We start from the raw sequence: 22,550 nt of genomic DNA, 5'->3' as shown, positions 1-22,550 counted from the left end.
TACGAGCCCGACCGGTTGTTTCCGGTCACGACCGGCCGTGCCATGCCCGGTCACCACCGGCGATGCCCGAGCCCTCCAGGCTCGGGCGTCGGTGGGTCACAGCTGGGACCGGCGAGGACGCGGTCTCGCACAACGGCTCCCACCTACCCGCACGCATAGGGTGGGTGGCGTGCAAGATCACGAGAAGCTGTTCGACCGGGTGCGCGGGGCAATGCTGGGCGGGGCGATCGGGGACGCGTTGGGGTGGCCGATCGAGTTCTTGTCGCTCGAGCAGATCCGGACGCGATATGGGGCGGCGGGCATCACCGGGTTCCTCCCGGGCCCGGTTCCGGAAGCACCGCAGCAGATCACCGATGACACGCAGATGACGTTGTTCACCGCCGAGGGTCTGCTGCGCTGTCCGCCGGGCGCGGACGCCGCACCGGTGCTGCGCCGCGCCTACCTGCGCTGGTGGGACACCCAGCGGCAGGATCGCCCGGGCCCCGATGCCGATGGCTGGCTCGCGGGACACCGATTCCTCTACGCCATGCGCTCTCCCGGCAACGCCTGCATGACCGGCCTGCGGCGCCAAGCCGACGGGTATCAACCGGCTCTGGAGTTCGGCGAACCCGGCCCGGTGAACCCGAAGTCGAAGGGCTGCGGCACCGTCATGCGCTCGGCCCCGTTCGGTCTGGCCGGATTCGGCCCCGACCGCGCCTTCCACTCCGCCATGCGCTGCGCCCAACTCACCCACGGCCACCCCACCGCCTACCTCGCCGCAGGCGCCTTCGCCCTGATCATCGACGCCGTCCTGGCGGGCGCCGATCTGCCGATCGCGGTGCGCGACACCATCGCCCGCCTCGCCACCATGCCCGCGAGCGCCGAAACGGTCACCGCCTTGACCTCGGCCCTGGCCATCGCCCACCTGGGCGACCCCACGCCCGAGCGACTCCAGCTGATCGGCGCGGGCTGGACCGCCGAGGAATGCCTCGCCATCGCCGTCTACTGCGCCCTGCACACCTACCGAACCGCCGACATCCGCGCCGGACTTCTCCTGTCCGTCAACCACTCCGGCGACTCCGACTCCACCGGTGCGGTGGCGGGCAATCTCATCGGCGCCGCGCACGGCCTGAACGCCCTCCCCATGGACTGGGTCGCCGTCGTGGAGGGCCGCGACGAATTGTTCCAAGTCGCAGACGATCTCGTCCTCAACTTCTTCTACAACGACCGCACCACCCTGGCGGACCGCTACCCACTCGATACCGTCCTCGGCGACTGATCCCCGAGGACGGTCCGCCCCAGTAGCGGAAGCACACCAGGCCGTCACGCTCCTTCCGAAAGTACCGTAGCCACTCCCGCGACCTGACCAACGAACGCGCGATGGCCGCGATCGCCCACCCCGGCTCTAGCCAGGTCAGCCGATCGCCGACGCGCCACACGTCGCGCGCCATCTCACGGAAGGGCCGAATCGGCCGATGAGGTTTCCAGTAGCCGATATTCGGCCGGCGGGTCGCGACGTCTCGCACCGTTCGGATCCGTGGGGACCACTCCCTGCCGGGCTGCCGGGCCTGGCTCCCTCACAGGGGTACCGACGATCCGAATGATCGACGCCCCTGACAAAACGACGGTGCGGACCGATCCGTGTCGGATCGGTCCGCACCGTGAAAGGGCTTGCTAGACCGTGAAGCCGAGGGCGCGCAGCTGTTCGCGACCGTCGTCGGTGATCTTGTCCGGACCCCACGGCGGCATCCAGACCCAGTTGATCTGGAGGTCTTCGGCCAGGCCGGAACGCACGAGGGCGTTGCGGGACTGGTCCTCGATGACGTCGGTCAGGGGGCAGGCCGGGGAGGTCAGGGTCATGTCGAGTTTGGCGATGCCGTCCTCGAAGGTCATGCCGTAGACCAGGCCGAGGTCGACGACATTGATGCCGAGCTCGGGGTCGACGACGTCGCGCATCGCCTCTTCCATGTCCTCGAGGTGCTGGATCTCCTCGGGGGTCAGTTCCCGGGCCTGCTGGTCGGTTTCGCTCATCTCTACTCCCCGTTGCCCATCGTCTTCTTGGCTTCCTCGGCCGAGGCTATCCGCACCACGGCGTCCTTGAACGCCATCCAGCCCAGCAGGGCACACTTCACGCGGGCGGGGTATTTCGAGACACCGGCGAAGGCGATGCCGTCACCGATGACGTCCTCGTCACCCTCGAGGGTGCCGCGGCTGGTGATCATTTCGTCGAACGCCTCGACCACCTTCAACGCCTGCTGCACCGGCAGGCCGATGACCTGGTCGGTGAGCACCGAGGTGGACGCCTGGCTGATCGAGCAACCCTGGCCGTCGTAGGACACGTCTTCGACGTCGCCATTGGCGTCGATGTGCACGCGCAGCGTCACCTCGTCACCACAGGTCGGGTTGACGTGGTGCACCTCGGCGGCGAAGGGCTCGCGCAGCCCTCGGTGGTGCGGGTGCTTGTAGTGGTCCAGGATGACTTCCTGGTACATCTGCTCCATGCGCATGGTCTATGCAACTCCGAAGAAGCTCTGGGCCTTCCGCACCGCGGCCACCAGCTGATCGACCTCGTCCACGGTGTTGTACAGCGCGAAGGAGGCCCGGGCGGTGGCGGCGACCCCGAAGCGCCGGTGCAGCGGCCACGCGCAGTGGTGGCCGACGCGGATGGCGACGCCCTGGTCGTCGAGGATCTGGCCGACATCGTGGGCATGGATGCCGTCCACCACGAACGACACCGCGCCGCCGCGGTTCACGTTCTCGGTCGGGCCGATGATGCGGACCCCGTCGATGGCGCCCAGGCCCTCGAGGGCCGCGCCGATGAGCGTGTGCTCATGCGCCGCAACGGCTTCCATCCCGATATTACTGAGATACTTGACGGCAGCGCCCAATCCGACGACCTGCGAGATCATCTGCGAGCCCGCCTCGAACCGCTGCGGCGGCGGGGCGAAGGTCGAGTGGTCCATGTAGACGGTCTCGATCATGGACCCGCCGGTGATGAACGGCGGGGTGTCCTCGAGCAGCTCGCGCCGGCCGTACAGGATGCCGACGCCCGAGGGACCCAGCATCTTGTGGCCGGAGAAGGCGGCGAAGTCGACACCCAGCGCCTTGAAGTCCACGTCCATATGCGGCACCGACTGGCAGGCATCCAGCACCACGATCGCGCCGACCTCCTTCGCGCGGCGCACCAGTTCGGCGACATCCGCGACCGCGCCGGTCACATTGGACTGGTGGGTGAAGGCGACCACCTTGGTGGCGGGCGACAGCTCCAGCGAATCCAGGTCGATACGGCCGTCGTCGGTGACGCCGTACCACTTCAGCGTCGCGCCGGTACGCCGCGCCAACTCCTGCCACGGCACCAGATTCGCGTGGTGCTCGAGTTCGGTGATGACGATCTCGTCGCCGGGCCCGACGCGGTACGGGAATCGGTCGTCGGAGAAGGCATAGGCCACCAGGTTCAGCGACTCGGTCGCGTTCTTGGTGTACACGATCTCGTCCGCGCCGACGCCGACGAACGCCGCGATCACCACGCGCGCCGCCTCGTAGGCCTCATTGGCCTCCTCGGCGAGCTGGTGCGCGCTGCGATGCACGGCCGCGTTGTGTTCGAGCAGGAATTCCCGCTCGGCGTCGAGCACCTGCAGCGGACGTTGCGACGTCGCGCCGGAATCCAAGTACGCCAACGGTTTTCCGTCGCGCACGGTCCGGCTCAGGATCGGGAAGTCGGCCCGGATCCGAGCGACGTCGAGAGTCCCCACGGTGCTGGTCATTCAGGCTCCTACGGAAGCAGAGGTGAAGCGCACGTAGCCATTCGCGTCGAGTTCCTCGGCCAGCTCGGAGCCGCCCTCGGCCACGATGCGGCCGTTCACGAACACGTGAACGAAGTCCGGCCGGATGTAGCGCAGGATGCGGGTGTAGTGGGTGATCAGCAGGATGCCGCCGTTCTCCCGCTCCTTGTAACGGTTCACGCCCTCGGAAACAATCCGCAGCGCGTCCACGTCCAAACCCGAGTCGGTCTCGTCGAGGATGGCGATCTTCGGCTTGAGCAGGCTCAGCTGCAGGATCTCCTGGCGCTTCTTCTCACCGCCGGAGAAGCCCTCGTTGACCGAACGCTCGCCGAAGGCCGGATCGATCTCCAGCTCGGCCATGCCCTCCTTGACTTCCTTCACCCAGGTGCGCAGCTTCGGCGCCTCGCCGCGGACGGCGGTGGCAGCGGTGCGCAGGAAGTTCGAAACCGAGACGCCCGGAACCTCGACCGGGTACTGCATGGCCAGGAACAGGCCCGCACGCGCGCGCTCGTCGACCGACATCTCCAGCACATTCTCGCCGTCGAGGGTGATCGAGCCCTGGGTGACGGTGTACTTGGGGTGCCCGGCGATGGCGTAGGACAGGGTCGACTTGCCGGAGCCGTTGGGGCCCATGATCGCGTGGGTCTCGCCCGACTTCACGGTCAGGTTGACGCCCTTGAGGATCTTGATGGGTTCGGCGCTCTCGTCCGGGTTGGCGACCTCGACGTGCAGGTCCTTGATTTCCAGGGTGGTCATCGAATTCGAATTCCTTTGCGGGTGGGAAGTAATGCCTGTGTGATCCGGCAACGGCCGCCGCTAGGCGCCGACAGCGGCGAGCTCGGCCTCGATGGCAGCCTCGAGCCGCTCCCGGACCTCGGGGACCGCGATCTTCTGAATGATCTCGAAGAAGAAGCCACGCACGACGAGACGGCGGGCGGCATCCTCCGGAATACCGCGCGAGCGCAGGTAGAACAGCTGCTCATCATCGAAACGACCGGTGGCCGAGGCATGTCCGGCCCCGACGATCTCGCCGGTCTCGATCTCCAGGTTCGGCACCGAGTCGGCGCGCGCGCCATCGGTGAGCACCAGATTGCGGTTGAGCTCGAAAGTGTCGGTGCCCTCGGCCGCGGCGCGGATGAGCACATCGCCCACCCACACGGTGTGCGCGTCGGGCTTGGACGAGGTCGGATCGCCCTGCAGTGCACCCTTGTACATGACGTTCGACTTGCAGTGCGGGACAGCGTGATCGACCAGCAGGCGCTGCTCGAAGTGCTGGCCGTCATCGGCGAAGTACAGGCCCAGCAGTTCGGCGTCGCCACCAGGACCGTCGTACCGGACGGTCGCGGTCAGACGCACCAGGTCACCGCCGAGGGTGATGTTGGTGTGGCGCAGGGTGGCGTCGCGGCCCAGCAGCGCATGGTGCGCGGTGGCGTGCACGGCGTCGTCGGCCCAGTCCTGGATGACGACCACGTTCAGGCGCGCGGAGTCACCGAGCACGAATTCCACGTTCTCGGCGTAGGTTCCGCTGCCGCGCTGGTCGATGATCACGTTCGCGACGGCGAAGTTGCCCAGGCGGATCTGAATGTGCCCGTAAGCGGTCTTGGCCTCGCCCGGACCGGTAACGGTCACGGTGACCGGTTCGGCCACTTCGGTTTCCGCGCCGACGGACACGATGGTCGCCTGCTCGAAACCCGAGTACGCCTGCGCGGCAACGCGATCGGTGGGTGTACCGGCCACGCCGAGGCGGGCGTCGTCGCGGCCGACGGTCTCCACCGTCACGCCTTCGACGCCGTTCGCCTCGACGACCGCCTGGCCATCGCACACGGCGGTGCCGTCGTGCAGACCACGCAGGCGACGCAACGGAGTGAAGCGCCACGCCTCGTCGTGCCCGGACGGCACCTCGAAAGCGTTCACGTCGAATGACGCGAAGACCTCACCCTTGTTCAGCGCCGGGACACGACCCTCGGCCGCAACGGCAACATTCTCGACCGTCATCAGCCGACGGCTCCTTCCATCTGCAGTTCGATCAGGCGGTTGAGCTCCAGCGCGTACTCCATCGGGAGCTCCTTGGCGATGGGCTCCACGAAGCCGCGCACCACCATGGCCATGGCCTCGTCCTCGGTGAGGCCGCGGCTCATGAGGTAGAACAGCTGGTCCTCGGACACCTTGGAGACGGTGGCCTCGTGGCCCATGGTCACGTCGTCCTCACGGATGTCGACGTAGGGATAGGTGTCGGAGCGAGAGATATTGTCCACCAGCAGCGCATCACACTTGACGGTCGACTTCGAGCCGTTCGAACCCTTGTTGACCTGCACCAGGCCGCGGTACGAGGCACGACCGCCACCGCGGGCCACCGACTTGGAGATGATGGTCGAGGAGGTGTGCGGCGCCAGGTGCAGCATCTTCGCACCGGTGTCCTGGTGCTGTCCGGCACCGGCGAACGCGATGGAGAGCACCTCGCCCTTGGCGTACTCGCCGGTCATCCACACGGCCGGGTACTTCATGGTGACCTTGGAGCCGATATTGCCGTCGACCCACTCCATGGTCGCGCCCGCCTCGGCCTTGGCGCGCTTGGTCACCAGGTTGTAGACGTTGTTCGACCAGTTCTGGATGGTGGTGTAGCGGCAGCGGCCGCCCTTCTTCACGACGATCTCGACCACCGCGGAGTGCAGCGAGTCCGAGCTGTAGATCGGCGCGGTACAACCCTCGACGTAGTGGACGTAGGCGTCCTCGTCGACGATGATCAGCGTCCGCTCGAACTGACCCATGTTCTCGGTGTTGATGCGGAAGTACGCCTGCAGCGGGATGTCCACGTGCACGCCCGGCGGCACGTAGATGAACGAACCACCCGACCACACCGCGGAATTCAGGGCGGAGAACTTGTTGTCACCCGAGGGGATGACCGAGCCGAAGTACTTCTGGAACAGCTCGGGGTGCTCCTTGAGACCGGTGTCGGTGTCGAGGAAGATGACGCCCTGCTTCTCCAGGTCCTCACGGATGGAGTGGTAGACCACCTCGGACTCGTACTGCGCGGCGACACCGGCGACGAGGCGCTGCTTCTCCGCCTCCGGGATGCCCAGCTTGTCGTAGGTGTTCTTGATGTCCTCGGGCAGCTCTTCCCAGGACGCGGCCTGCTTCTCGCTGGACCGCACGAAGTACTTGATGTTGTCGAAGTCGATGCCCTCGAGGTTGGATCCCCAGCTCGGCATCGGCTTCTTGTCGAAGATGCGCAGTGCCTTGAGGCGGAAGTCGAGCATCCACTCGGGCTCGTTCTTCTTGGCCGAGATGTCGCGCACGACCTCCTCGGACAGGCCCCGCTTGGCACTGGCACCGGCGACATCCTTGTCGGCCCAGCCGTACTCGTAGGTGCCCAGGGAGGCGATGGCCTCTTCCTGGGAGAGAGGCGGAACATGGGCAGAACCAGATTCGCGGCTCGCCGCGGCGGTCGTCGTCATTCGGCACTCCTTCCGGAGTCATGAGTAGAAGTCGTTGCGGGCTGCACGACGGGGGTCGATGCGGAATTCTTTTGGGCGGTATTCGTTTTGGGAGGCAATGCGACCAGCGGAACGTGCGTGGTGCAGGCGCAGTCGCCGTTGGCGATGGTCGCCAGCCGCTGCACATGGGTACCGAGAATCTCTCGGAAGGCTTCGAGTTCGGCCGCGCACAGCTCCGGAAACTCCTCGGCGACATGCGAGACCGGGCAGTGATGCTGGCAGATCTGCACGCCCGCACCAACTTTCCGGGTCGAGGCCGCGAATCCGGCGTCGCTGAACGCTTCCGCGATCTCCTCCGCCTTGGCCTCGGTCTCGGTCGGGGTGTGCGCGGCGAGCTCGCCGACCCCGGACACGATGGTCCGTACCCGCTTGCGCGCGAAATCGGTGATGGCCTGATCGCCGCCGATCTCCCGTAGCTGCCGCATGGCGGCCCCGGCGAGGTCGTCGTAGGCGTGCCCCAGGCGGCCACGGCCGGTGGCCGTCAGCTGAAACTGCTTGGCGGGACGGCCGCGGCCCTTCTGCTGCCACGGCGCGGAGCGCGTCGCCCGGGCCTCGCCCGATTCGATGAGCGCGTCCAGGTGTCGGCGCACGCCCGCCGGGCTCAGGCCGAGCCGCTCGCCGATGGCGGTCGCGGTGATCGGGCCCTCCTCCAGCAGCAGCTTGATGACGGCTTCCCGGGTGTGTCCCTCGCCCGCCGGCCCGGGCACGACAACGGACCGGGCACCCTCGTGCTGGTGCCCGGTCTGTTGCGCATTCCGCAAACCCACGGTTTTCACAACATCAGTGTGACGGAATTCCATCCCCCATTCCAGTAAGGGTCACCTGACCCGATCTTCGCGACCTGGGAGGATGGATCGCGATGTGAGCTGGGCCACCATAGACATCTCGGCAATTCGGAAATTCCGCCCGGTCATGGCGGGTTTTCGAAGGAGTGAAACGAGTTCTCGTGGTAGGCGCGACAGGAAACGTCGGACGGCGGGTGGCCGCCCAACTGGTCGCGGAAGGGGTCGAGACACGAGCCCTGGCTCGAAATCCGGAGACCGCCGTCCTCCCGCGCGGGGTCGAGGTGGTGCGCGGGGATCTGGCCCAGCCCGAGTCGCTGACAACGGCCGTGGAGGGGGTCGACTCGGTATTCCTGGTGTGGCCGTTCCACGGCGTCGAGGGCGCGACGCAGGTGCTGAAGGTGCTCGGCGAGCACACTCAGCGCGTCGTGTATCTCTCCTCCACGACGGTGAATGACCAAGGGCCCCAGTCGGATCTGATTCCGCAACTGCACGCCGAGATGGAGGCGCTGATCGAGGCGTCCGGACTACCGTGGACGAAGCTGCGCGCGGACACCATCGCCTCCAACGCCCTGGGCTGGGCCGGGCAGATCCGCGCGGGTGACGTAGTCTGCGGGACCGAGGTCGCCCCGACCGCGGTGGTGCATGAGGGCGATATCGCGGCGGTCGCGGCACGGCTGCTCACCGATCATTCGCACACGTGGCGTACATACCTCGCGACGGGACCGCGAGTGGTCGGCCGCGCGGACCAGGTGGCGGCGATCGGCGCGGCGCTGGGCCGCCCGCTGCGGTTCGAGGCGCTGCCCTTGGACGTGGCGCGGGAGTCGATGACCGCGGCCGGACTGTCCCCGCGATTGATCGAATCACTGCTGTCGATGGCCGAGTTCCGGCCGCGCTCGGACCTGGTCACCACGACCGTCGCGGACCTGACCGGACGCCCGGCCCGCAATGTCCGGGAGTGGGCCGCCGAGCATGTGGAGATGTTCCGGTAGCCGACCGGACGCCCGGTGGCGACCCGGCGGACCCGGGCATAAGTTCGATGACAATCGAATTGTCACTGGGTGCGGGTGCGACAGCGCCTGCCGTTCCGACCACGACATCCACGAAAGCCGGTGCCAGCATGCCCATCGCACTGTCCCTCCTCGACCTGGCGGCCATCGCGCCGGGGCAGACCGCGCGCGACAGCTTCCACAACAGCGTCGCGCTGGCGCAGGCGGCGGAGCGCAGTGGGTACCGCCGGGTCTGGTATGCCGAGCACCACAATATGAAGTCGATCGCCTCCAGCGCGACCAGCGTGCTCATCGGTTATGTGGCCGCCAATACCGAGTCCATCCGGCTCGGCGCGGGGGGCATCATGTTGCCCAACCATTCACCGCTGGTGATCGCCGAGCAGTTCGGCACCCTCGAATCGCTGTATCCGGGCCGCATCGACCTCGGGCTGGGTCGCGCGCCGGGCAGCGATCAGGAGACCATGCGGGCGCTGCGCCGTAATCCGTCCTCGGCGGACACCTTCCCGCAGGACGTGCTGGAGTTGCAGGGGTACCTCAGTGGCCATTCGCGGATTCCGGGCATCCAGGCCGTTCCGCGGGCGGAAGGCCTTGTGCCGCTCTATATTCTGGGCTCGTCGCTGTTCGGCGCGCAGTTGGCGGCGCATCTCGGCCTGCCCTACGCCTTCGCGTCGCATTTCGCGCCCGACGCCCTGCACCAGGCCGTCGGTGAATACCGCAATCGCTTCCAGCCTTCCGAGCAGCTGGCCGAGCCGTACGTCATGGCCGGGGTCAATGTGTTCGCGGCCGAGGACCGCGCCCAGGCCGAGGAGCAGAAGACCATCTCCTACCGGGCGCGCACCCGGGCGTTCATCAAACGCGGCGCGGCGGGCATGGACTTCTCCGACGAGGAGATCGACGCCTTCCTGGCCTCGCCCAATGGCCGCCACCTGGCCAAGATGACCACGTACACCGCCGTCGGCACGCCCGCCGAAGTCGTTGCGTACCTGGCGGATTTCGCGGCCGACATCCAGGCCGACGAGCTCATCACCGCGCACCACGCCCAGCGCATCGAGGACCGCGTGCGGTCGGTCGAGCTGACCGGCGCGGCCCTGGCCGCGCGTGAATCGATCTCGCGCTGAGACTGATTCGCTAGTCGTGGAACGGGTCGGCGTCCTGACCGGGTAGCCAGGACCGGCCTGCCTCGGTCCAGCCATTGGCCCTGATCATCTTCTTGGCGGCGCGCTGATTGCGGCCGATGAGACGGTCCAGGTAGAGGTGGCCGCGCAGGTGATCGGTCTCATGCTGTAGGCAGCGGGCCAGATAGCCGGTGCCCTCGACCGTGACCGGCTGATCGTGAATGTCGACGCCGGTGACCTTGGCCCAGTCGGCACGGCCGGTGGGGAACCGCTCCCCCGGCACCGACAGGCAGCCCTCGGCGTCCTTGTCCGGATCGGGCATGGTTTCGGGGATCTCGGAGGTCTCGATGACGGGATTGACGACGTAACCGCGCTGGCGGCCCTCGGCATTCACCAGGTCGTAGACGAAAACCGCACGGGGATCACCGATCTGGTTGGCGGCCAGACCCGCGCCCCGGGCCGCGGTGTTGGTCTCGAACAGGTCCTCGACGAAAGCGGCCAGCTCCGCGTCGAATTCGGTGACGGGCACCGCCGGGGTGGACAGTCTGGGGTCACCGGCGATCAGAATCGGTCGAACAGCCATGCCCTATTTCTTCCAGAAGCAGGCCGGATGGTTTCCATCGGGGTGGTGGAGCATTGGCTCTCGGTGCCCGGCTTCAGCGCGTGGCGACGAGTTTGACCGGAGCCTCGAGCAGGGCATCGATCGAATCCTCCCACGCCACGGTGCGGGTGGTCACGAGGCTGGGATCGAAGCGCCCGGCGGCCACCAGATCCAGGATGTGCGGGATCGAGGGGCGGGCGTGGGCGCGGCCGGTGTGGAAGGTGCAGCAGCGCGAATACATTTCGAGCATGGGCAGAGCGATGTCCTGGGTCTGGACGCTGACACTCGTGCAGAAGCCGTCATTGGCGGTGGCGCGGATGGCGGCCACCAGAGCCTTGGAGCCGCCCGCGGCCTCGACGGTGACCGGGAAACGACCGACCCGCTCGGTCGGCTTGCCCTCGATGGCCTCCGCGCCGAGTTTTGCCGCGATGGCGAGCCTTTCAGGGTCGGTGTCGAGGTAGACGGCGCGGGCCGAGCCCAGGGCCACCGCCAGACCTGCCGCGTACAGGCCGATGGACGGTGCGGACGGACCGCTCAGGACGAGGACTTCCGCGCCGGCGCGGCCGGCCAGCTGCGGGGCGACGGATCGGTAGGCGTCGGCGATATTGTCGCTGGCACTGGCCACCGCGGCCGGATTCACGCCGACTGGGAGGGGGACCAGCATGGCGTCGGCGTGCGGGATGCGAACCAGATCCGACCACAGGCCGCCCCAGGTCAGCCCGCCCATCCGGCCGAGGCCGAAGCTGGACATGAACGGGTGCGCGGTGCATCCGCCGGTGTGGCCGCGGCGGCAGGAATCGCAGGCGCCGCAAGAGATTTGAAAAGGGACGACCACGGCGTCACCGGGGCGGACAGTGGTGACCTCGTCGCCGACGGCCACGACCTCCGCCACGCCTTCGTGGCCGAAGGGGTACGGGCCCGCGAGGGGGAATCGGCCCTGCAGGATGGCCGGGTCGATATCGCAGGTGGCCACGGCATTGGGGCGGACCAGGGCCTGGTCAGGGGCGTCGAGGGTGGGCTCCTCGGCGTCTTCCCAATGCAGTGCGTTCGGTCCGTCGAGCATGAGTCGCTTCATTGCACGATCGTCGCTAGAACGTTCTTTCTAGTCAAGACCCTAGGATGAATTCACCTCGGCGGCAGCGACTTCCGCGAGACTCAGGCTGATCAGGCGGGCCATGGCCGTGGATACCGTGTGCAATGGTTCGTCAGTGCGTCGCACCCGTGCCAGGATGGTCGCCCCCTCATAGGCCGCGACCACAGTGGTGGCCAGGTCCCGCGCCTCCCCCGGAGCCAGGCCCAGCTCGGTGAGCATATCGGCGAATCCGTGCGTCATGGCGTCGAAGGCCGATACGCACGCGGCGCGCACGGCTTCGACATCGCTGCCGCCGTCGAGAGCGGGTGTGCCGACCGGACAGCCGTCGGTCCAGTCGGTCTCGGCCAATTTGGTGGCCATGAAATCGAACAGCGTTGCCGCCGTGCCGAACACATCGCCCGGGGCCTGCCGGATCATGCGGCCGACGAGTACGCCCGTGCCAGTGATGGCCGAGACCGCAATCTCCTCCTTGCCGCCCGGGAAGTGGTGGTAGATCGACCCATACGGCAGACCCGCCGCCTCGCTCAGCTTCTTCAACCCGAATCCGTGGTAGCCGTGGCGGGCGAGCAGCCCCGCCGCGGCGACCTCGATTCGCCGTTTCGAATCGGACACCATTCATCCAGAGTATGAGCCGGGTACGACAGCGGCAGGGCGAATCGCTTTCGGGCGGTGAATCAACCGAGCGCCGCGATGGCCGCGCGCAGCCTGGTCGCGGCCGAATCGGCGACCTCCTTCAGCGCGGGATCGCCCGCGACCTGCACCATCAGCTCCGGATCCATGGCCTCGACGATCACCGTGTCGGCTGTCGAACGATCCTTGCGCACAACCACATTGCACGGCAGCAGCAGCCCGATCTGGCGGTCCACGTCGAGCGCGGCATGGGCCAGCGGCGGATTGCAGGCCCCGAGAATGAGATAGTCCTCCATGTCCGCGTCCAGCTTCTGCTTCATCGTCGCGGCCACATCGATCTCGGTCAGCACTCCGAAGCCCTGCTCGGACAGCGCCTTCCGGGTGCGTTCGACCGCGTCGGCGAAATCGGTGTGCAGGGTGGTCGACAGGGCGAGGGTCATCACTGATTCCTTTCCGTTGCGGGGCAGCCGGTTCGGGGCACACCCAGCCTTTGCAGGAGCAGGGTCACCGGACACCAGCCGGCGAACCCGTAGAGCAACAGGTTGGCCGCCACGAAGGCGGTCAGCAGCAGCCACCAGGGTGAGAACGCGAGCATCAGCGCGAGGCTGAGCAGCACCATCGTGCCGGCCAGGACCGGCACGAGGCGGTCGATGGACCAGCGGCGGATCGCGGTCGTCATGAATTCCTTTCGCTCCCGGCGCTAGGCCAGCGCCAGGAAGAGTTTTTCCAGTTCCTCGACCGTCATCGGCTCGGAGTTCTCGCCCCGCTCACCGGTCAGGCAGTCGCGCAGACCGGTGGCCACGATCTTGAATCCGGCGCGGTCCAGGGCACTGGAGACCGCCGCGAGCTGGGTGACCACGTCCTTGCAGTCGCGACCCTGCTCGATCATGGAGATGACGCCCGCGAGCTGTCCGTGCGCGCGGCGCAGCCGGTTGAGGACCAGTGCGATGCTGTCTTCGTCGCCGATCATGTGGATTCCTTCCCTGAGTCCGATGACTTCCAGCATACCCCTGGGGGTATGAAAGGGTCGTGAGAGAGGGCTCACCCGCTCCCACGACCCCCACCTGTCAGTGCGCGAAGCTGATGTCGGGTAGCACCTTGCGCAGCCAGCGCGGCGACCACCAGGCGGCATGCCCGGTCAGGCGCAGTAGCACCGGCAGCAGGATCAGCCGGATCAACACCGCATCGAGCAGCACGGCCACACCGAGAATGATGCCCATCTCCTTCGGCGGCAGCGGATCGGCCAGGGCGAAGGTGAAGAACACCGCCACCATGACCGCCGCCGCGGCCGCTATCACCCGGCCCGAATGCGCGACGCCGTCGACGTGCGCCACCGACGGATCACCCGAGCGCTCGTAGTGCTCCTTCGCCGTGGCCAGGAGGAAGACCGTGTAGTCCATCGCGATCGCGAAGATCATGGCGAAGAAGAACACCGGACCCCAGCCATCGAGGAAGCCCTGCGGGGTGAAGCCGAGCAGGCCGGCGCCATGGCCGTCCTGGAACACCAGCTTGGCCACACCGAACGCGGCCGCGGTGGACAGCAGGCTCACCACGGTCCCGAGCACCGCGATCAGCGGAGCCTGCAGCGCGACCAGCAACAGCAGGAAGCCCAGCGCCAGGATGACGCCCACGATGATCGGCAGATAGTGGTTCAGCGCGGCCTGCAAATCCAGGTTCTCCGCTGCCGCCCCACCGGCGAGTGCGCCCTCGGGCAGATCGTGGCGCAGGGTGTCGAGAATCGTGCCCATCGAAGGATCCGATGGGTCGACCTTCGGCATGGCCTGCATCATCACCCATCCGCTGCCGTCCGGGGCGGCCTGCGGCGGAGTGACCATGGCGATGCCCTCGGTGGCTCGTGCCACCGCGGCGGCCTGTTCGCCCACCGGGGCGGGCGCGACGATCTGCACCATGCCCGGTGCACCCGTGCCGAATTCGCGCTGCACCAGCTCGTAGCCCTGCCGCACCGCCGCGTCCTCGGGCACCACCGAGATCGAGGGCATGGCCACCTTCAGACCGAACACCGGGATCGACAGGCCGATCAGCACCGCCAGGGCGGCGATGGCGAACGGCCACGGCCGCCGCTGCTGCAGCTCACCCCAGGCCGCGAAACGCGGCGAACGATGCGGCTGGCGTGCCACGTGCGGTAGCGAGACCGCGTCGACCTTGCGGCCCAGTTTCCCGAGAGTCGCGGGCAGCAGTGTCAGCGTGGACAACAACACGAACGACACGGCGAACATGATGCCCACCGCCATGGTCCGCACCGCCGGGGCCGGGACGATGAGCACCGCCGACAAGGAGATCAGCACCGTCAGGCCCGACAACAGTACGGCCTTGCCCGCGGTATCCATGGTCTCGGCGACCGCCGCGCGCGCGTCGCCGGATTTCCGCATGGCGTCACGGAAGCGCGAGACCAGGAACAGCGCGTAATCGATGCCGAGCGCGAGCGCGAACATCATCGCGAAGTTCATGGCCCACACCGAGATCGGCGTGAGGTGGTTGAGGAGCACCAGCCCGCCCGCCGAGGCGACCAGGCCGGTCAGTGTCAACAGCAACGGCAACCCCGCCGCGACCAGCGAGCCGAAGGCCAGCACCATGATCGCCAGAGTGACCGGCCAGGAGAACATTTCGGCCTTCATCATGGCCTCGTGATTGGCCTTGTTGAAGTCGCTCCACAGCGCTGAGGCGCCGGTCGGATAGATCTCGAATCCGTCGGTCGAGAGGGCCTTCAGTTTGGGCCCGATATCGGTGACCGCGGCAACCATGTCGTCGGTGCTGGCATTGGCTCCCGCCAGCAGGATGCCGGTATGGCCGTCGCGGCTGACGGTCTGACCGGGCACCGGCGCGACAATGGCGCCGAACCTGTTGTCCTGCTGCAGGATTCCACTGATATCAGTGATCAACCGCTGCGTCCGCGGGCTGTCCATGGTGACCGTGCCGGAGTGGATCACCACCTGCACCGCGGCCGCCGAGTTGCCGCCGAAGTGCGCCTGCGCGACTTCCCTGGTTTGCACCGATTCCGATCCATTGGCCTGCCATCCGGCTCCGGCGAGCGAATCGAAGACCGAGGGCGCGGCCGCACCGAGGGCGATCGCGACGATCAGCCAGAAGCCGAACACCCAGCGGGCGCGGTCGGCCATCAGACCGCCGAGGCGGCCCAGCAGACCGCCGGGGGCGGCCGTGATCTGTGAAGTGTCGGCGACGCCGACTGTAGGACTTCGCATATTACTTCCTTCCATACCCCCTGGGGTATATCGAGACTATACCCCCAGGGGTATATGGAGGGTCAAGTCGCACCTCCCGCAACCACACAGCGCACCGGCGCGCCGGGTCCGGGACCATGGGATCGGCATTGCGCGCGCCCCGTCGGACTAGGCTTCTCCGTTGTGGCAGTAGTGGAGGGCGCGCGGCGCAGAGTCATCGACACCGGACGCCGGGCACTGGGCCTGGACGTCCCCGCCGCCGATCACACCGTCGCCGTCCTGCACAGCGTGGACGCCGAACGGCCCGGCCTGGACCGGCGCGAAACCCTGCAGTTGATGCGGATCCGGCTGCTCGGCGCGACCGGCGCCGTGATCATGGCGGTGTCGGCGCTGGGCGTCGGCGCGCAACCGGTGCACCAGAATCCGACCTCCGGCATGCGGGTGTTCGGGTTCTTCGCACGCGCCGGCACCTCGACCCTGGCCATGTGCATGATCGGCACCGTCCTGGTGATCATGGCGTGGCTGCTGCTGGGCCGCTTCGCCGTCGGAGGGTGGGGCGGGCATCCGCGCCACCGGCTCAGCCGCTCGCAGATGGATCGGACGCTGCTGCTCTGGATCATCCCGCTCAGCGTCGCGCCACCGATGTTCAGCAACGACGTGTATTCGTATCTGGCGCAGAGCGAAATCGCGGCCCGGGGACTGGACCCGTATGCGGTCGGACCGGTGGACGGGCTCGGGCTCAACAATGTGCTCACCAACAACGTGCCCAATATCTGGCGGTCCACCTCCGCGCCCTACGGGCCGCTGTTCCTGTGGATGGGACGCGGCATCGCGCAGATCACCGGCGACAACATCGTGCTCGGGGTGTGGCTGCATCGGATGCTGGCGCTGGCGGGTGTGGCGTTGATGGTGTGGGCGCTGCCACGACTGTCACGGCGCTGCGGAGTCGCGCCGGTGAGCGCGCTGTGGCTGGGCGCGGCCAACCCCCTTGTGCTGTTCCACCTGGTGGGCGGGGTACACAATGACGCGCTCATGCTCGGGCTCATGCTGGCGGGCCTGGAATTCTGCCTGCGCGCCATCGACGATGCCCCGCACTTCGATCAAAGGGCTTGGGCGCTGCTGGTTTTCGGCACCGTGCTGATCACGCTGTCCTCGTCGGTGAAGATCATCTCGCTGGTGAGCCTCGGATTCGTCGGCATGGCTCTGGCGCGGCGGTGGGGGCGCGGGCTCAAACCGATACTCGTCGCCGGGGGCACACTCGGCGCCATAGCCGTGGTCACGACGCTGTTCGTGAGCTTCACCAGCGGCCTCGGATTCGGCTGGGTCAATACCGTCGGCACCGCCACCACCGTGCGCAGCTACCTCTCCCTGCCGACGGCCGTCGGGATCATCACCGGATTCGGCGGCGTGCTGCTCGGACTCGGCGACCACACCACCGCCCTGCTCGATATCACCCGGCCCATCGCGGAGATCGTGGCGGGCTTCGTGACCGTGCGCATGCTCATCGCCACCTGGACCGGACGCTTGAATGCGATCGGGGCGCTGGGTGTTTCGCTCGGCGCGATCGTGCTGCTGTTCCCGGTCGTGCAACCCTGGTACCTGCTGTGGGCGATCGTGCCTCTCGCGGCGTGGGCCAACCGGCCCGCCTTCCGGGTGCCCGCCGTGGTGCTGTCGGTGGTGGTCTCGGTGATGGTCATGCCGCGCGGCGCGGACTTCTACGTCTTCCAGATCGTGGAATCCGCCATCGCCACCGTGGTCGTGGGCCTGTCACTGATCTTCCTGACTCGAAATATGCTGCCGTGGCGCAATCAGCCGGGGGTGTCGGCTCCGTCACAGCAGCCCACGCCTTACGGTGTCTCATCGTGACCGCAGCTTCCGGACCCGCCGTACGCGTCGACGGCGTCGTGAAACGCTACGGCGAGACCACCGCGGTCGACGGCATCAGCTTCGATATCGAACGCGCACAGGTGCTGGCCCTGCTCGGACCCAATGGCGCCGGCAAGACCACCACCACCGAAATGTGCGAGGGCTTCGTGACTCCCGACGCCGGAATCGTGCGTGTGCTGGGCATGGACCCGATCGCCGACTCCGATCAGCTGCGACCGCGCATCGGCGTGATGCTGCAGGGCGGCGGCGCGTATCCCGGGTCGAAGGCCGGAGAGATGCTCGATCTCGTCGCCTCCTATTCGGCGAACCCCCTGGACCCGGTCTGGCTGCTGGACACGCTGGGACTGAAGGACGCTCGGCGGACGCCCTATCGGCGGCTGTCGGGCGGGCAGCAGCAGCGGCTCGCGCTGGCGTGCGCATTGGTCGGGCGTCCGGAGATCGTGTTCCTCGACGAGCCGACCGCCGGACTGGACGCGCAGGCGCGGCATCTGGTGTGGGAGCTCATCGACGCGCTGCGGCGCGACGGTGTCAGCGTGCTGCTCACCACCCACATGATGGACGAGGCCGAGCAGCTGGCCGATCAGCTGGTCATCATCGATCACGGGCGGGTGGTCGCGCAGGGCACGCCCGCCGAGGTCACCTCGCACGGGGCCGAGGGGCGGCTGGCGTTCACCGCGCCGCCCAAGCTGGACCTGTCACTGCTGGAAGCGGCGCTGCCGGAAGGGTTCACACCGCGCGAGACCGCGCCCGGGTCCTATCTGCTGCAGGGCGATATCACCCCGCAGGTGCTGGCCACCGTGACCGCGTGGTGCGCGCGAATCGACGTGCTGCCCACCGACATTCGCATCGACCAGCGCCGACTGGAAGACGTGTTCCTCGAACTGACCGGGCGGGAGCTGCGCGGATGACCGAGACCGTGAACCGTTTCGCGGCGGGCACCTTCTCCCCCGCGCCGCAGCCCACCACGCGCGCCAAGATGCTGGCGGCGCAGACGCGCATGGAGCTGATCCTGTTGCTGCGCAACGGGGAACAGCTGCTGCTCACCATGTTCATTCCGATCACGCTGCTGATCGGGTTGACGCTATTGCCGGTCAGCGAGCTGGGCGAGCACCGGGTCGATCGGGTCGTGCCCGCGGTGATGATGGTGGCGATCATGTCGACCGCGTTCACGGGGCAGGCCATTGCCGTCGGGTTCGATCGGCGGTACGGAGCGTTGAAGCGGCTCGGGGCGACTCCCCTGCCGCGGTGGGGCATCGTGGCGGGCAAGTGCTCGGCGGTGCTGATCGTGGTGGTGCTGCAGTCGATCCTGTTGGGGGCCATCGGGTTCGCGCTCGGGTGGCGGCCGCCACTGAGCGGGCTGCTGCTGGGTGCGGTGGTGATCGCGCTCGGGACCGCGACCTTCGCGGCGCTGGGACTGCTGCTGGGCGGGACGCTCAAGGCCGAGGTCGTGCTGGCGCTGGCCAATATCCTCTGGTTCGTCATGCTCGGAACCGCGAGCCTGGTGTTCATGTCCGACGATCTGCCGCATGCGGTGAGCCTGATCGCGCGGATCATTCCCTCCGGTGCGCTGTCGGAGTGCCTGGAGCAGGCGATGCGCACCAGCATCGACTGGTACGGCCTGGCGGTGCTGGCGGGCTGGGGCGGTCTCGCCGGATGGCTGGCGACGCGGTTCTTCAAGTTCGACTGACGCCTTCCGGGCCGCGGTCACCTCGAAAGTTCGCGCCCGCACGGGTGTTTAACGACACGTTGTAGTAGGGCGGTTGACGGGGCGAAACGCGGCCCCGCTACCATCGGTGCGTGCTGTCTCGCGCCTTCCAGCGACTTGCCGACCTGCTCCCGATGCCTTCCCTGCGGGTGCAGCGACTCATCGCCTTCCTGGTCATCCTGTCCCAGGCCGGAATCTCGGTGACCGGCGCGGTCGTCCGCGTCACCGCCTCGGGCCTGGGCTGCCCCACCTGGCCGCAGTGCTTCCCCGGCAGTTTCGTGCCTACCGCCGTGGCCGAGGTTCCCGTGGTGCACCAGATGGTCGAATTCAGCAACCGCATGCTGACTTTCGTGGTGACGCTGGCCGCCGCCGCGATCGTGCTCGCGGTCACCCGGGCGCGGCGGCGCCGCGAAGTCCTCGTCTACGCCTGGCTCATGCCCGGCGGCACCGTCCTGCAGGCGGTGATCGGCGGCATCACCGTCCGCACCGGACTGCTCTGGTGGACCGTCGCGGTGCACCTGCTGGCCTCCATGTTGATGGTGTGGCTGGCGACCCTGCTGTGGGCCGCGGTCGGCGAGCCCGACGAGGGTATCGACACGGTTCGGGCACCCAAGCCGCTCCGCCTGCTGACCGCCCTGAGCGGTCTGGCGCTGACCGCGACGCTCATCGCCGGCACCCTTGTCACCGGAGCCGGTCCGCACGCCGGGGACAAGAGCGCCGCGAAGCCGGTCGAACGCCTCCAGGTCGAGATCGTCACCCTGGTCCACCTTCACGCCGAACTCCTCGTCGCCTATCTGGCGCTGTTGGTCGGTCTTGCGTGCGGCCTGGCCGCCGTCGGCATGAACAAGACCATCCGCAATCGTCTGATCCTCGTCATCGCCCTGGTCTGCGCCCAGTCCCTGATCGGCATCGTCCAGTACTTCACCCACGTCCCCGCCGCCCTCGTCGCCTTCCACGTCGGCGGAGCGGCCGCCTGCACCGCAGCCACCGCCGCGTTGTGGGCCGCCATGCGCACCCGCGAACCACTCCCGGCCGCCACCGCGGCGCCCGCGGACAAAGCCGCCGCATAATCACGAGTGCCGGTTCCGCATCCCGCGTCATCTGTACCCGGCAGGATGTCCCATGTGACCGGCCTTCTCGACGACGCCCAGCTGGAACAGAGCGCGGTAGTGGCGCATTCCGCCATGAAGCGCGACCGGAGGCTCCCCGCCTATGGTCGCGAATTCGGCTTCGACCCTGTCGCCTGGCCGAGCTCCCGCCCCGCGCCCCAATGCTGGCCCGACGTCGGCCGCGGCAGCGCCCACGCGCTTTCCGAAGCCGCCGAATCTCTCTGCCGAACCCCGGGTTTTCCCTGACCAGCCATGCACCTGAGGGATTACCGCGAATGGGCACGGAGGCGGATGCCCGGATTTCGACGTGCGGACTACGATCCCGTAATCGGGCCCGCGGCGAAGCGTTCGAATTCGAGTGCGTAGCACCGCGTTTCGTACGCGCAGCCGCGACTACGTAATGGAAGGGAAGCCCAGTGGGAACCCTGGCACATCAGATCGCGCCTGTCGCACTAGTGGTCGGCATGGTCTGCGCGATGACGGCGTGCGGTGATCATCCGGCGGGGCAGCCGTCCGGGCCACTGTCGGCCGGTGCTCGAGCGGAGGTCCAACAGGGGTTGGACGCCGTGGTCACAGCAGGGGTTCCCGGAGTCCAGGTTGTCGTCACGGAGCGCGATCGGGAGTGGACCACGACCTCCGGCGTCGGCGATGTCGCCACCCGTGCGGCTTTCCCGGCGGGCGCGCATGTGCGAGTCGGCAGCAATACCAAGGCATTCATCGCGACGGTCATGATGCAGCTCGACGCGGAGGGCTCCGTGGATCTGGACGCACCCATCGAACGCTTCCTGCCCGGTGTCGTCCAGGGTGTGGGCATCGACGGGAACCGGATCACCATCCGAAACCTCATGCAGCACACCAGCGGTCTTCCCGAATATCTGGAATTGCCCGAGCTGCAGGATGATTCCGGCGATCTGCTCACCAAGCATTTCGACGCCGCCGACCTGGTACGCCGCGCCATGGCCCTACCCGCGCGTTTCGAGCCCGGCACGAAAGCCGAATACAGCAATACCAACTACCTCATCGTCGGCATGGTCGTGGAACGCGTGACCGGCCACCCTGTTGCCGAGGAGGTCACCCGCCGGATCCTCGACCCTCTGAATCTGCGCGATACCTACTTCCCGGCCGCCGGGGACACCGACATCCGCGCTCCACACCCCCAGGGCTACGAGTTGGTCGGCGGAAAGCCCGTCGACCTCACCCGCTTCGATCCATCCTGGGCGGGCAGCGCCGGCGAGCTGATCTCGACCGGGCACGACGCGAATCGCTTCTTCACCGCCCTCTTCACCGGAAAGCTGCTTCCCCCAACCCAACTCGCTGCCATGCGCTCCGACCCCCAACCGCTCACCAACCGCCCGGGCTACTCGTACGGCCTGGGTCTGACAACCACCACCGCCCGCTGCGGCATCCAGGTCTGGGGTCATGGCGGTTCCATCCCCGGCTTCCGCACCTTCGATGCCGTAACCCCCGACGGGCGCGCCGTTACCCTCATCGCCAACCTCCGTTCCTCGGATCCCACCGTCACCGCTTCCCTGCAGAACGCGTTCGACACCGCCCTCTGCGCGGCGGACTGAGCCCCCGGCCGAGCCCGCACCCTCACTGTTCGAGGTACGGGGAACGACTGGTGCGGATTGCCGCCGACCCGATGGAGGAGGACGGTGATCGGCGGGCGGCGGCCACAAGGATTTCATAAGGAACCCGCTGGATGCGGTGGATAGCTTCGTTTCATCCAAACAGCCATTCAGGCAATGGAATTCAGACGGAGGCAGGCATCATGCGGAACGTTCCCAGCGGCGAACGCGGGTTGGTGGCGAAGGTTGCGGCGCCGGTGGCCGTGACGGCGGTCGGGGTGGCGGCCATGGTGCTGGCGGCCGCGCCGGCCCAGGCGCAGGTCAATCATCCGAACGCGTGCATCGTGGTGCAGAACCATGCCGGCCGCACGACCACGGTGAGCTTGAACTATCCGGCGGGGTACAACGGGTCGTGGACGATCTACCCGAACGACCTGAGTCTGCTGCTCTACAACGGTGACCCCGTGCAGTCGCCGACGGGTGAGTTCAACATTCAGAAGGACTCGGACCTGCAGGCGGTGTGGAACTACGATCCGGGCCGCGTCACCAACCGGGGCTGCAACGGCTCGTGGGTGGTCACCCTGAACTGAGCGGG

At 67.6% G+C, this 22,550-nt stretch carries 23 protein-coding genes; 9 read left to right on the top strand and 14 right to left on the bottom strand.

Annotated features, from left to right (window positions below):
* The first annotated feature begins 169 nt into the window (after positions 1–169).
* On the top strand, positions 170–1,258 hold the full coding sequence (locus GLP40_RS20580) for an ADP-ribosylglycohydrolase family protein (RefSeq protein ID WP_328290452.1): 1,089 nt from the start codon (positions 170–172) through the stop codon (positions 1,256–1,258).
* Positions 1,259–1,653: 395 nt separating this feature from the next.
* Here GLP40_RS20580 and GLP40_RS20575 read toward each other — a convergent pair whose 3' ends face one another.
* The 7 genes from GLP40_RS20575 to GLP40_RS20545 are packed head-to-tail and all read right to left on the bottom strand — an operon-like array spanning position 1,654 to position 8,055.
* Positions 1,654–2,010 carry a metal-sulfur cluster assembly factor gene (locus GLP40_RS20575; RefSeq protein WP_154789576.1) on the bottom strand — a complete coding sequence of 119 codons (357 nt, stop codon included), beginning with the start codon at positions 2,008–2,010 and terminating at the stop codon, positions 1,654–1,656.
* Between the two features lie 2 nt (positions 2,011–2,012).
* Complete coding sequence (sufU, locus tag GLP40_RS20570) at positions 2,013–2,486, bottom strand: Fe-S cluster assembly sulfur transfer protein SufU (RefSeq protein WP_154789575.1); 474 nt, start codon at positions 2,484–2,486, stop codon at positions 2,013–2,015.
* Positions 2,487–2,489: 3 nt separating this feature from the next.
* Positions 2,490–3,743, bottom strand: a complete 1,254-nt coding sequence (locus tag GLP40_RS20565; protein WP_154789574.1) for a cysteine desulfurase — start codon at positions 3,741–3,743, stop codon at positions 2,490–2,492.
* Positions 3,744–4,517 (bottom strand): Fe-S cluster assembly ATPase SufC, encoded by a 774-nt coding sequence (sufC, locus tag GLP40_RS20560; RefSeq protein WP_154789573.1) that lies wholly within the window; start codon positions 4,515–4,517, stop codon positions 3,744–3,746. It lies immediately after the preceding gene.
* Between the two features lie 60 nt (positions 4,518–4,577).
* On the bottom strand, positions 4,578–5,756 hold the full coding sequence (sufD, locus tag GLP40_RS20555) for a Fe-S cluster assembly protein SufD (protein ID WP_154789572.1): 1,179 nt from the start codon (positions 5,754–5,756) through the stop codon (positions 4,578–4,580).
* Entirely contained in the window at positions 5,756–7,216 is a 1,461-nt protein-coding gene (sufB, locus tag GLP40_RS20550; RefSeq protein ID WP_154789571.1) for a Fe-S cluster assembly protein SufB, read from the bottom strand. The genes sufD and sufB overlap by 1 nt, the downstream gene beginning before the upstream one ends.
* Positions 7,213–8,055, bottom strand: a complete 843-nt coding sequence (locus GLP40_RS20545) for a helix-turn-helix transcriptional regulator (protein WP_154789570.1) — start codon at positions 8,053–8,055, stop codon at positions 7,213–7,215. The genes sufB and GLP40_RS20545 overlap by 4 nt, the downstream gene beginning before the upstream one ends.
* A 146-nt stretch (positions 8,056–8,201) precedes the next feature.
* Here GLP40_RS20545 and GLP40_RS20540 point away from each other — a divergent pair, with 146 nt between their 5' ends.
* Together GLP40_RS20540 and GLP40_RS20535 are read left to right on the top strand one after the other, a co-directional pair.
* Complete coding sequence (locus tag GLP40_RS20540) at positions 8,202–9,029, top strand: NAD(P)H-binding protein (RefSeq protein ID WP_328290451.1); 828 nt, start codon at positions 8,202–8,204, stop codon at positions 9,027–9,029.
* 128 nt (positions 9,030–9,157) lie between these two features.
* Positions 9,158–10,165, top strand: a complete 1,008-nt coding sequence (locus GLP40_RS20535; protein WP_154789569.1) for an LLM class flavin-dependent oxidoreductase — start codon at positions 9,158–9,160, stop codon at positions 10,163–10,165.
* A 10-nt stretch (positions 10,166–10,175) separates the two neighbouring features.
* On the opposite strand, the gene GLP40_RS20530 is transcribed toward GLP40_RS20535, so the two are convergent.
* The 7 genes from GLP40_RS20530 to GLP40_RS20500 form a co-directional block, all read right to left on the bottom strand.
* The gene (locus GLP40_RS20530) at positions 10,176–10,745 is read right to left on the bottom strand and encodes a peptide deformylase (RefSeq protein ID WP_154789568.1); all 570 of its coding nucleotides are present in this window, start codon (positions 10,743–10,745) and stop codon (positions 10,176–10,178) included.
* Between the two features lie 73 nt (positions 10,746–10,818).
* Complete coding sequence (locus GLP40_RS20525) at positions 10,819–11,838, bottom strand: zinc-dependent alcohol dehydrogenase (RefSeq protein WP_154789567.1); 1,020 nt, start codon at positions 11,836–11,838, stop codon at positions 10,819–10,821.
* Positions 11,839–11,877: 39 nt separating this feature from the next.
* On the bottom strand, positions 11,878–12,471 hold the full coding sequence (locus tag GLP40_RS20520; RefSeq protein ID WP_154789566.1) for a TetR/AcrR family transcriptional regulator: 594 nt from the start codon (positions 12,469–12,471) through the stop codon (positions 11,878–11,880).
* Between the two features lie 59 nt (positions 12,472–12,530).
* Positions 12,531–12,926, bottom strand: coding sequence for a DUF302 domain-containing protein (locus GLP40_RS20515; protein WP_154789565.1), 396 nt, complete (start codon positions 12,924–12,926; stop codon positions 12,531–12,533).
* Entirely contained in the window at positions 12,926–13,165 is a 240-nt protein-coding gene (locus tag GLP40_RS20510; protein WP_154789564.1) for a YgaP family membrane protein, read from the bottom strand. The genes GLP40_RS20515 and GLP40_RS20510 overlap by 1 nt, the downstream gene beginning before the upstream one ends.
* A gap of 21 nt (positions 13,166–13,186) precedes the next feature.
* Positions 13,187–13,456, bottom strand: coding sequence for a metal-sensitive transcriptional regulator (locus GLP40_RS20505; RefSeq protein WP_154789563.1), 270 nt, complete (start codon positions 13,454–13,456; stop codon positions 13,187–13,189).
* Positions 13,457–13,553: 97 nt separating this feature from the next.
* Positions 13,554–15,707 carry an MMPL family transporter gene (locus GLP40_RS20500; protein WP_154789562.1) on the bottom strand — a complete coding sequence of 718 codons (2,154 nt, stop codon included), beginning with the start codon at positions 15,705–15,707 and terminating at the stop codon, positions 13,554–13,556.
* A 162-nt stretch (positions 15,708–15,869) separates the two neighbouring features.
* Here GLP40_RS20500 and mptB point away from each other — a divergent pair, with 162 nt between their 5' ends.
* From mptB to GLP40_RS20470, 6 genes are all read left to right on the top strand, one after another.
* Complete coding sequence (gene mptB, locus GLP40_RS20495; RefSeq protein WP_328290450.1) at positions 15,870–17,552, top strand: polyprenol phosphomannose-dependent alpha 1,6 mannosyltransferase MptB; 1,683 nt, start codon at positions 15,870–15,872, stop codon at positions 17,550–17,552.
* Positions 17,549–18,481, top strand: a complete 933-nt coding sequence (locus GLP40_RS20490; RefSeq protein WP_328290449.1) for an ABC transporter ATP-binding protein — start codon at positions 17,549–17,551, stop codon at positions 18,479–18,481. Before mptB ends, GLP40_RS20490 begins: the two co-directional genes overlap by 4 nt.
* A complete protein-coding gene (locus GLP40_RS20485; protein WP_154789561.1) occupies positions 18,478–19,260 on the top strand; it encodes an ABC transporter permease in 783 nt (260 codons plus the stop codon). Before GLP40_RS20490 ends, GLP40_RS20485 begins: the two co-directional genes overlap by 4 nt.
* Positions 19,261–19,370: 110 nt before the next feature.
* Positions 19,371–20,348: a COX15/CtaA family protein gene (locus GLP40_RS20480; RefSeq protein WP_328290448.1), complete on the top strand. Its 978-nt coding sequence runs from the start codon at positions 19,371–19,373 to the stop codon at positions 20,346–20,348.
* Between the two features lie 455 nt (positions 20,349–20,803).
* Entirely contained in the window at positions 20,804–21,958 is a 1,155-nt protein-coding gene (locus GLP40_RS20475) for a serine hydrolase domain-containing protein (protein ID WP_154789560.1), read from the top strand.
* Positions 21,959–22,158: 200 nt separating this feature from the next.
* Positions 22,159–22,545: a hypothetical protein gene (locus GLP40_RS20470; protein WP_154789559.1), complete on the top strand. Its 387-nt coding sequence runs from the start codon at positions 22,159–22,161 to the stop codon at positions 22,543–22,545.
* Positions 22,546–22,550: the final 5 nt, after the last annotated feature.

Origin of the sequence: Nocardia aurantiaca, from assembly GCF_009708175.1 — a bacterium.
GTDB lineage: Bacteria > Actinomycetota > Actinomycetes > Mycobacteriales > Mycobacteriaceae > Nocardia > Nocardia aurantiaca.
The sequence above is the reverse complement of the archived record's forward strand: the minus strand, read 5'-3'. Positions and strand labels throughout refer to the sequence as shown.

What these genes read in the sequence shown, in the direction of transcription:
- GLP40_RS20520 (WP_154789566.1), bottom strand. Translation starts at nt 12,471, where the DNA reads ATGGTGTCCGATTCGAAACGGCGAATCGAGGTCGCCGCGGCGGGGCTG.
- GLP40_RS20510 (WP_154789564.1), bottom strand. Translation starts at nt 13,165, where the DNA reads ATGACGACCGCGATCCGCCGCTGGTCCATCGACCGCCTCGTGCCGGTC.
- GLP40_RS20500 (WP_154789562.1), bottom strand. Translation starts at nt 15,707, where the DNA reads ATGCGAAGTCCTACAGTCGGCGTCGCCGACACTTCACAGATCACGGCC.
- GLP40_RS20545 (WP_154789570.1), bottom strand. Translation starts at nt 8,055, where the DNA reads ATGGAATTCCGTCACACTGATGTTGTGAAAACCGTGGGTTTGCGGAAT.
- sufU (WP_154789575.1), bottom strand. Translation starts at nt 2,486, where the DNA reads ATGCGCATGGAGCAGATGTACCAGGAAGTCATCCTGGACCACTACAAG.
- sufB (WP_154789571.1), bottom strand. Translation starts at nt 7,216, where the DNA reads ATGACGACGACCGCCGCGGCGAGCCGCGAATCTGGTTCTGCCCATGTT.
- GLP40_RS20575 (WP_154789576.1), bottom strand. Translation starts at nt 2,010, where the DNA reads ATGAGCGAAACCGACCAGCAGGCCCGGGAACTGACCCCCGAGGAGATC.
- GLP40_RS20470 (WP_154789559.1), top strand. Translation starts at nt 22,159, where the DNA reads ATGCGGAACGTTCCCAGCGGCGAACGCGGGTTGGTGGCGAAGGTTGCG.
- GLP40_RS20565 (WP_154789574.1), bottom strand. Translation starts at nt 3,743, where the DNA reads ATGACCAGCACCGTGGGGACTCTCGACGTCGCTCGGATCCGGGCCGAC.
- GLP40_RS20505 (WP_154789563.1), bottom strand. Translation starts at nt 13,456, where the DNA reads ATGATCGGCGACGAAGACAGCATCGCACTGGTCCTCAACCGGCTGCGC.
- GLP40_RS20535 (WP_154789569.1), top strand. Translation starts at nt 9,158, where the DNA reads ATGCCCATCGCACTGTCCCTCCTCGACCTGGCGGCCATCGCGCCGGGG.
- GLP40_RS20485 (WP_154789561.1), top strand. Translation starts at nt 18,478, where the DNA reads ATGACCGAGACCGTGAACCGTTTCGCGGCGGGCACCTTCTCCCCCGCG.
- GLP40_RS20525 (WP_154789567.1), bottom strand. Translation starts at nt 11,838, where the DNA reads ATGAAGCGACTCATGCTCGACGGACCGAACGCACTGCATTGGGAAGAC.
- sufD (WP_154789572.1), bottom strand. Translation starts at nt 5,756, where the DNA reads ATGACGGTCGAGAATGTTGCCGTTGCGGCCGAGGGTCGTGTCCCGGCG.
- GLP40_RS20515 (WP_154789565.1), bottom strand. Translation starts at nt 12,926, where the DNA reads ATGACCCTCGCCCTGTCGACCACCCTGCACACCGATTTCGCCGACGCG.
- sufC (WP_154789573.1), bottom strand. Translation starts at nt 4,517, where the DNA reads ATGACCACCCTGGAAATCAAGGACCTGCACGTCGAGGTCGCCAACCCG.
- GLP40_RS20530 (WP_154789568.1), bottom strand. Translation starts at nt 10,745, where the DNA reads ATGGCTGTTCGACCGATTCTGATCGCCGGTGACCCCAGACTGTCCACC.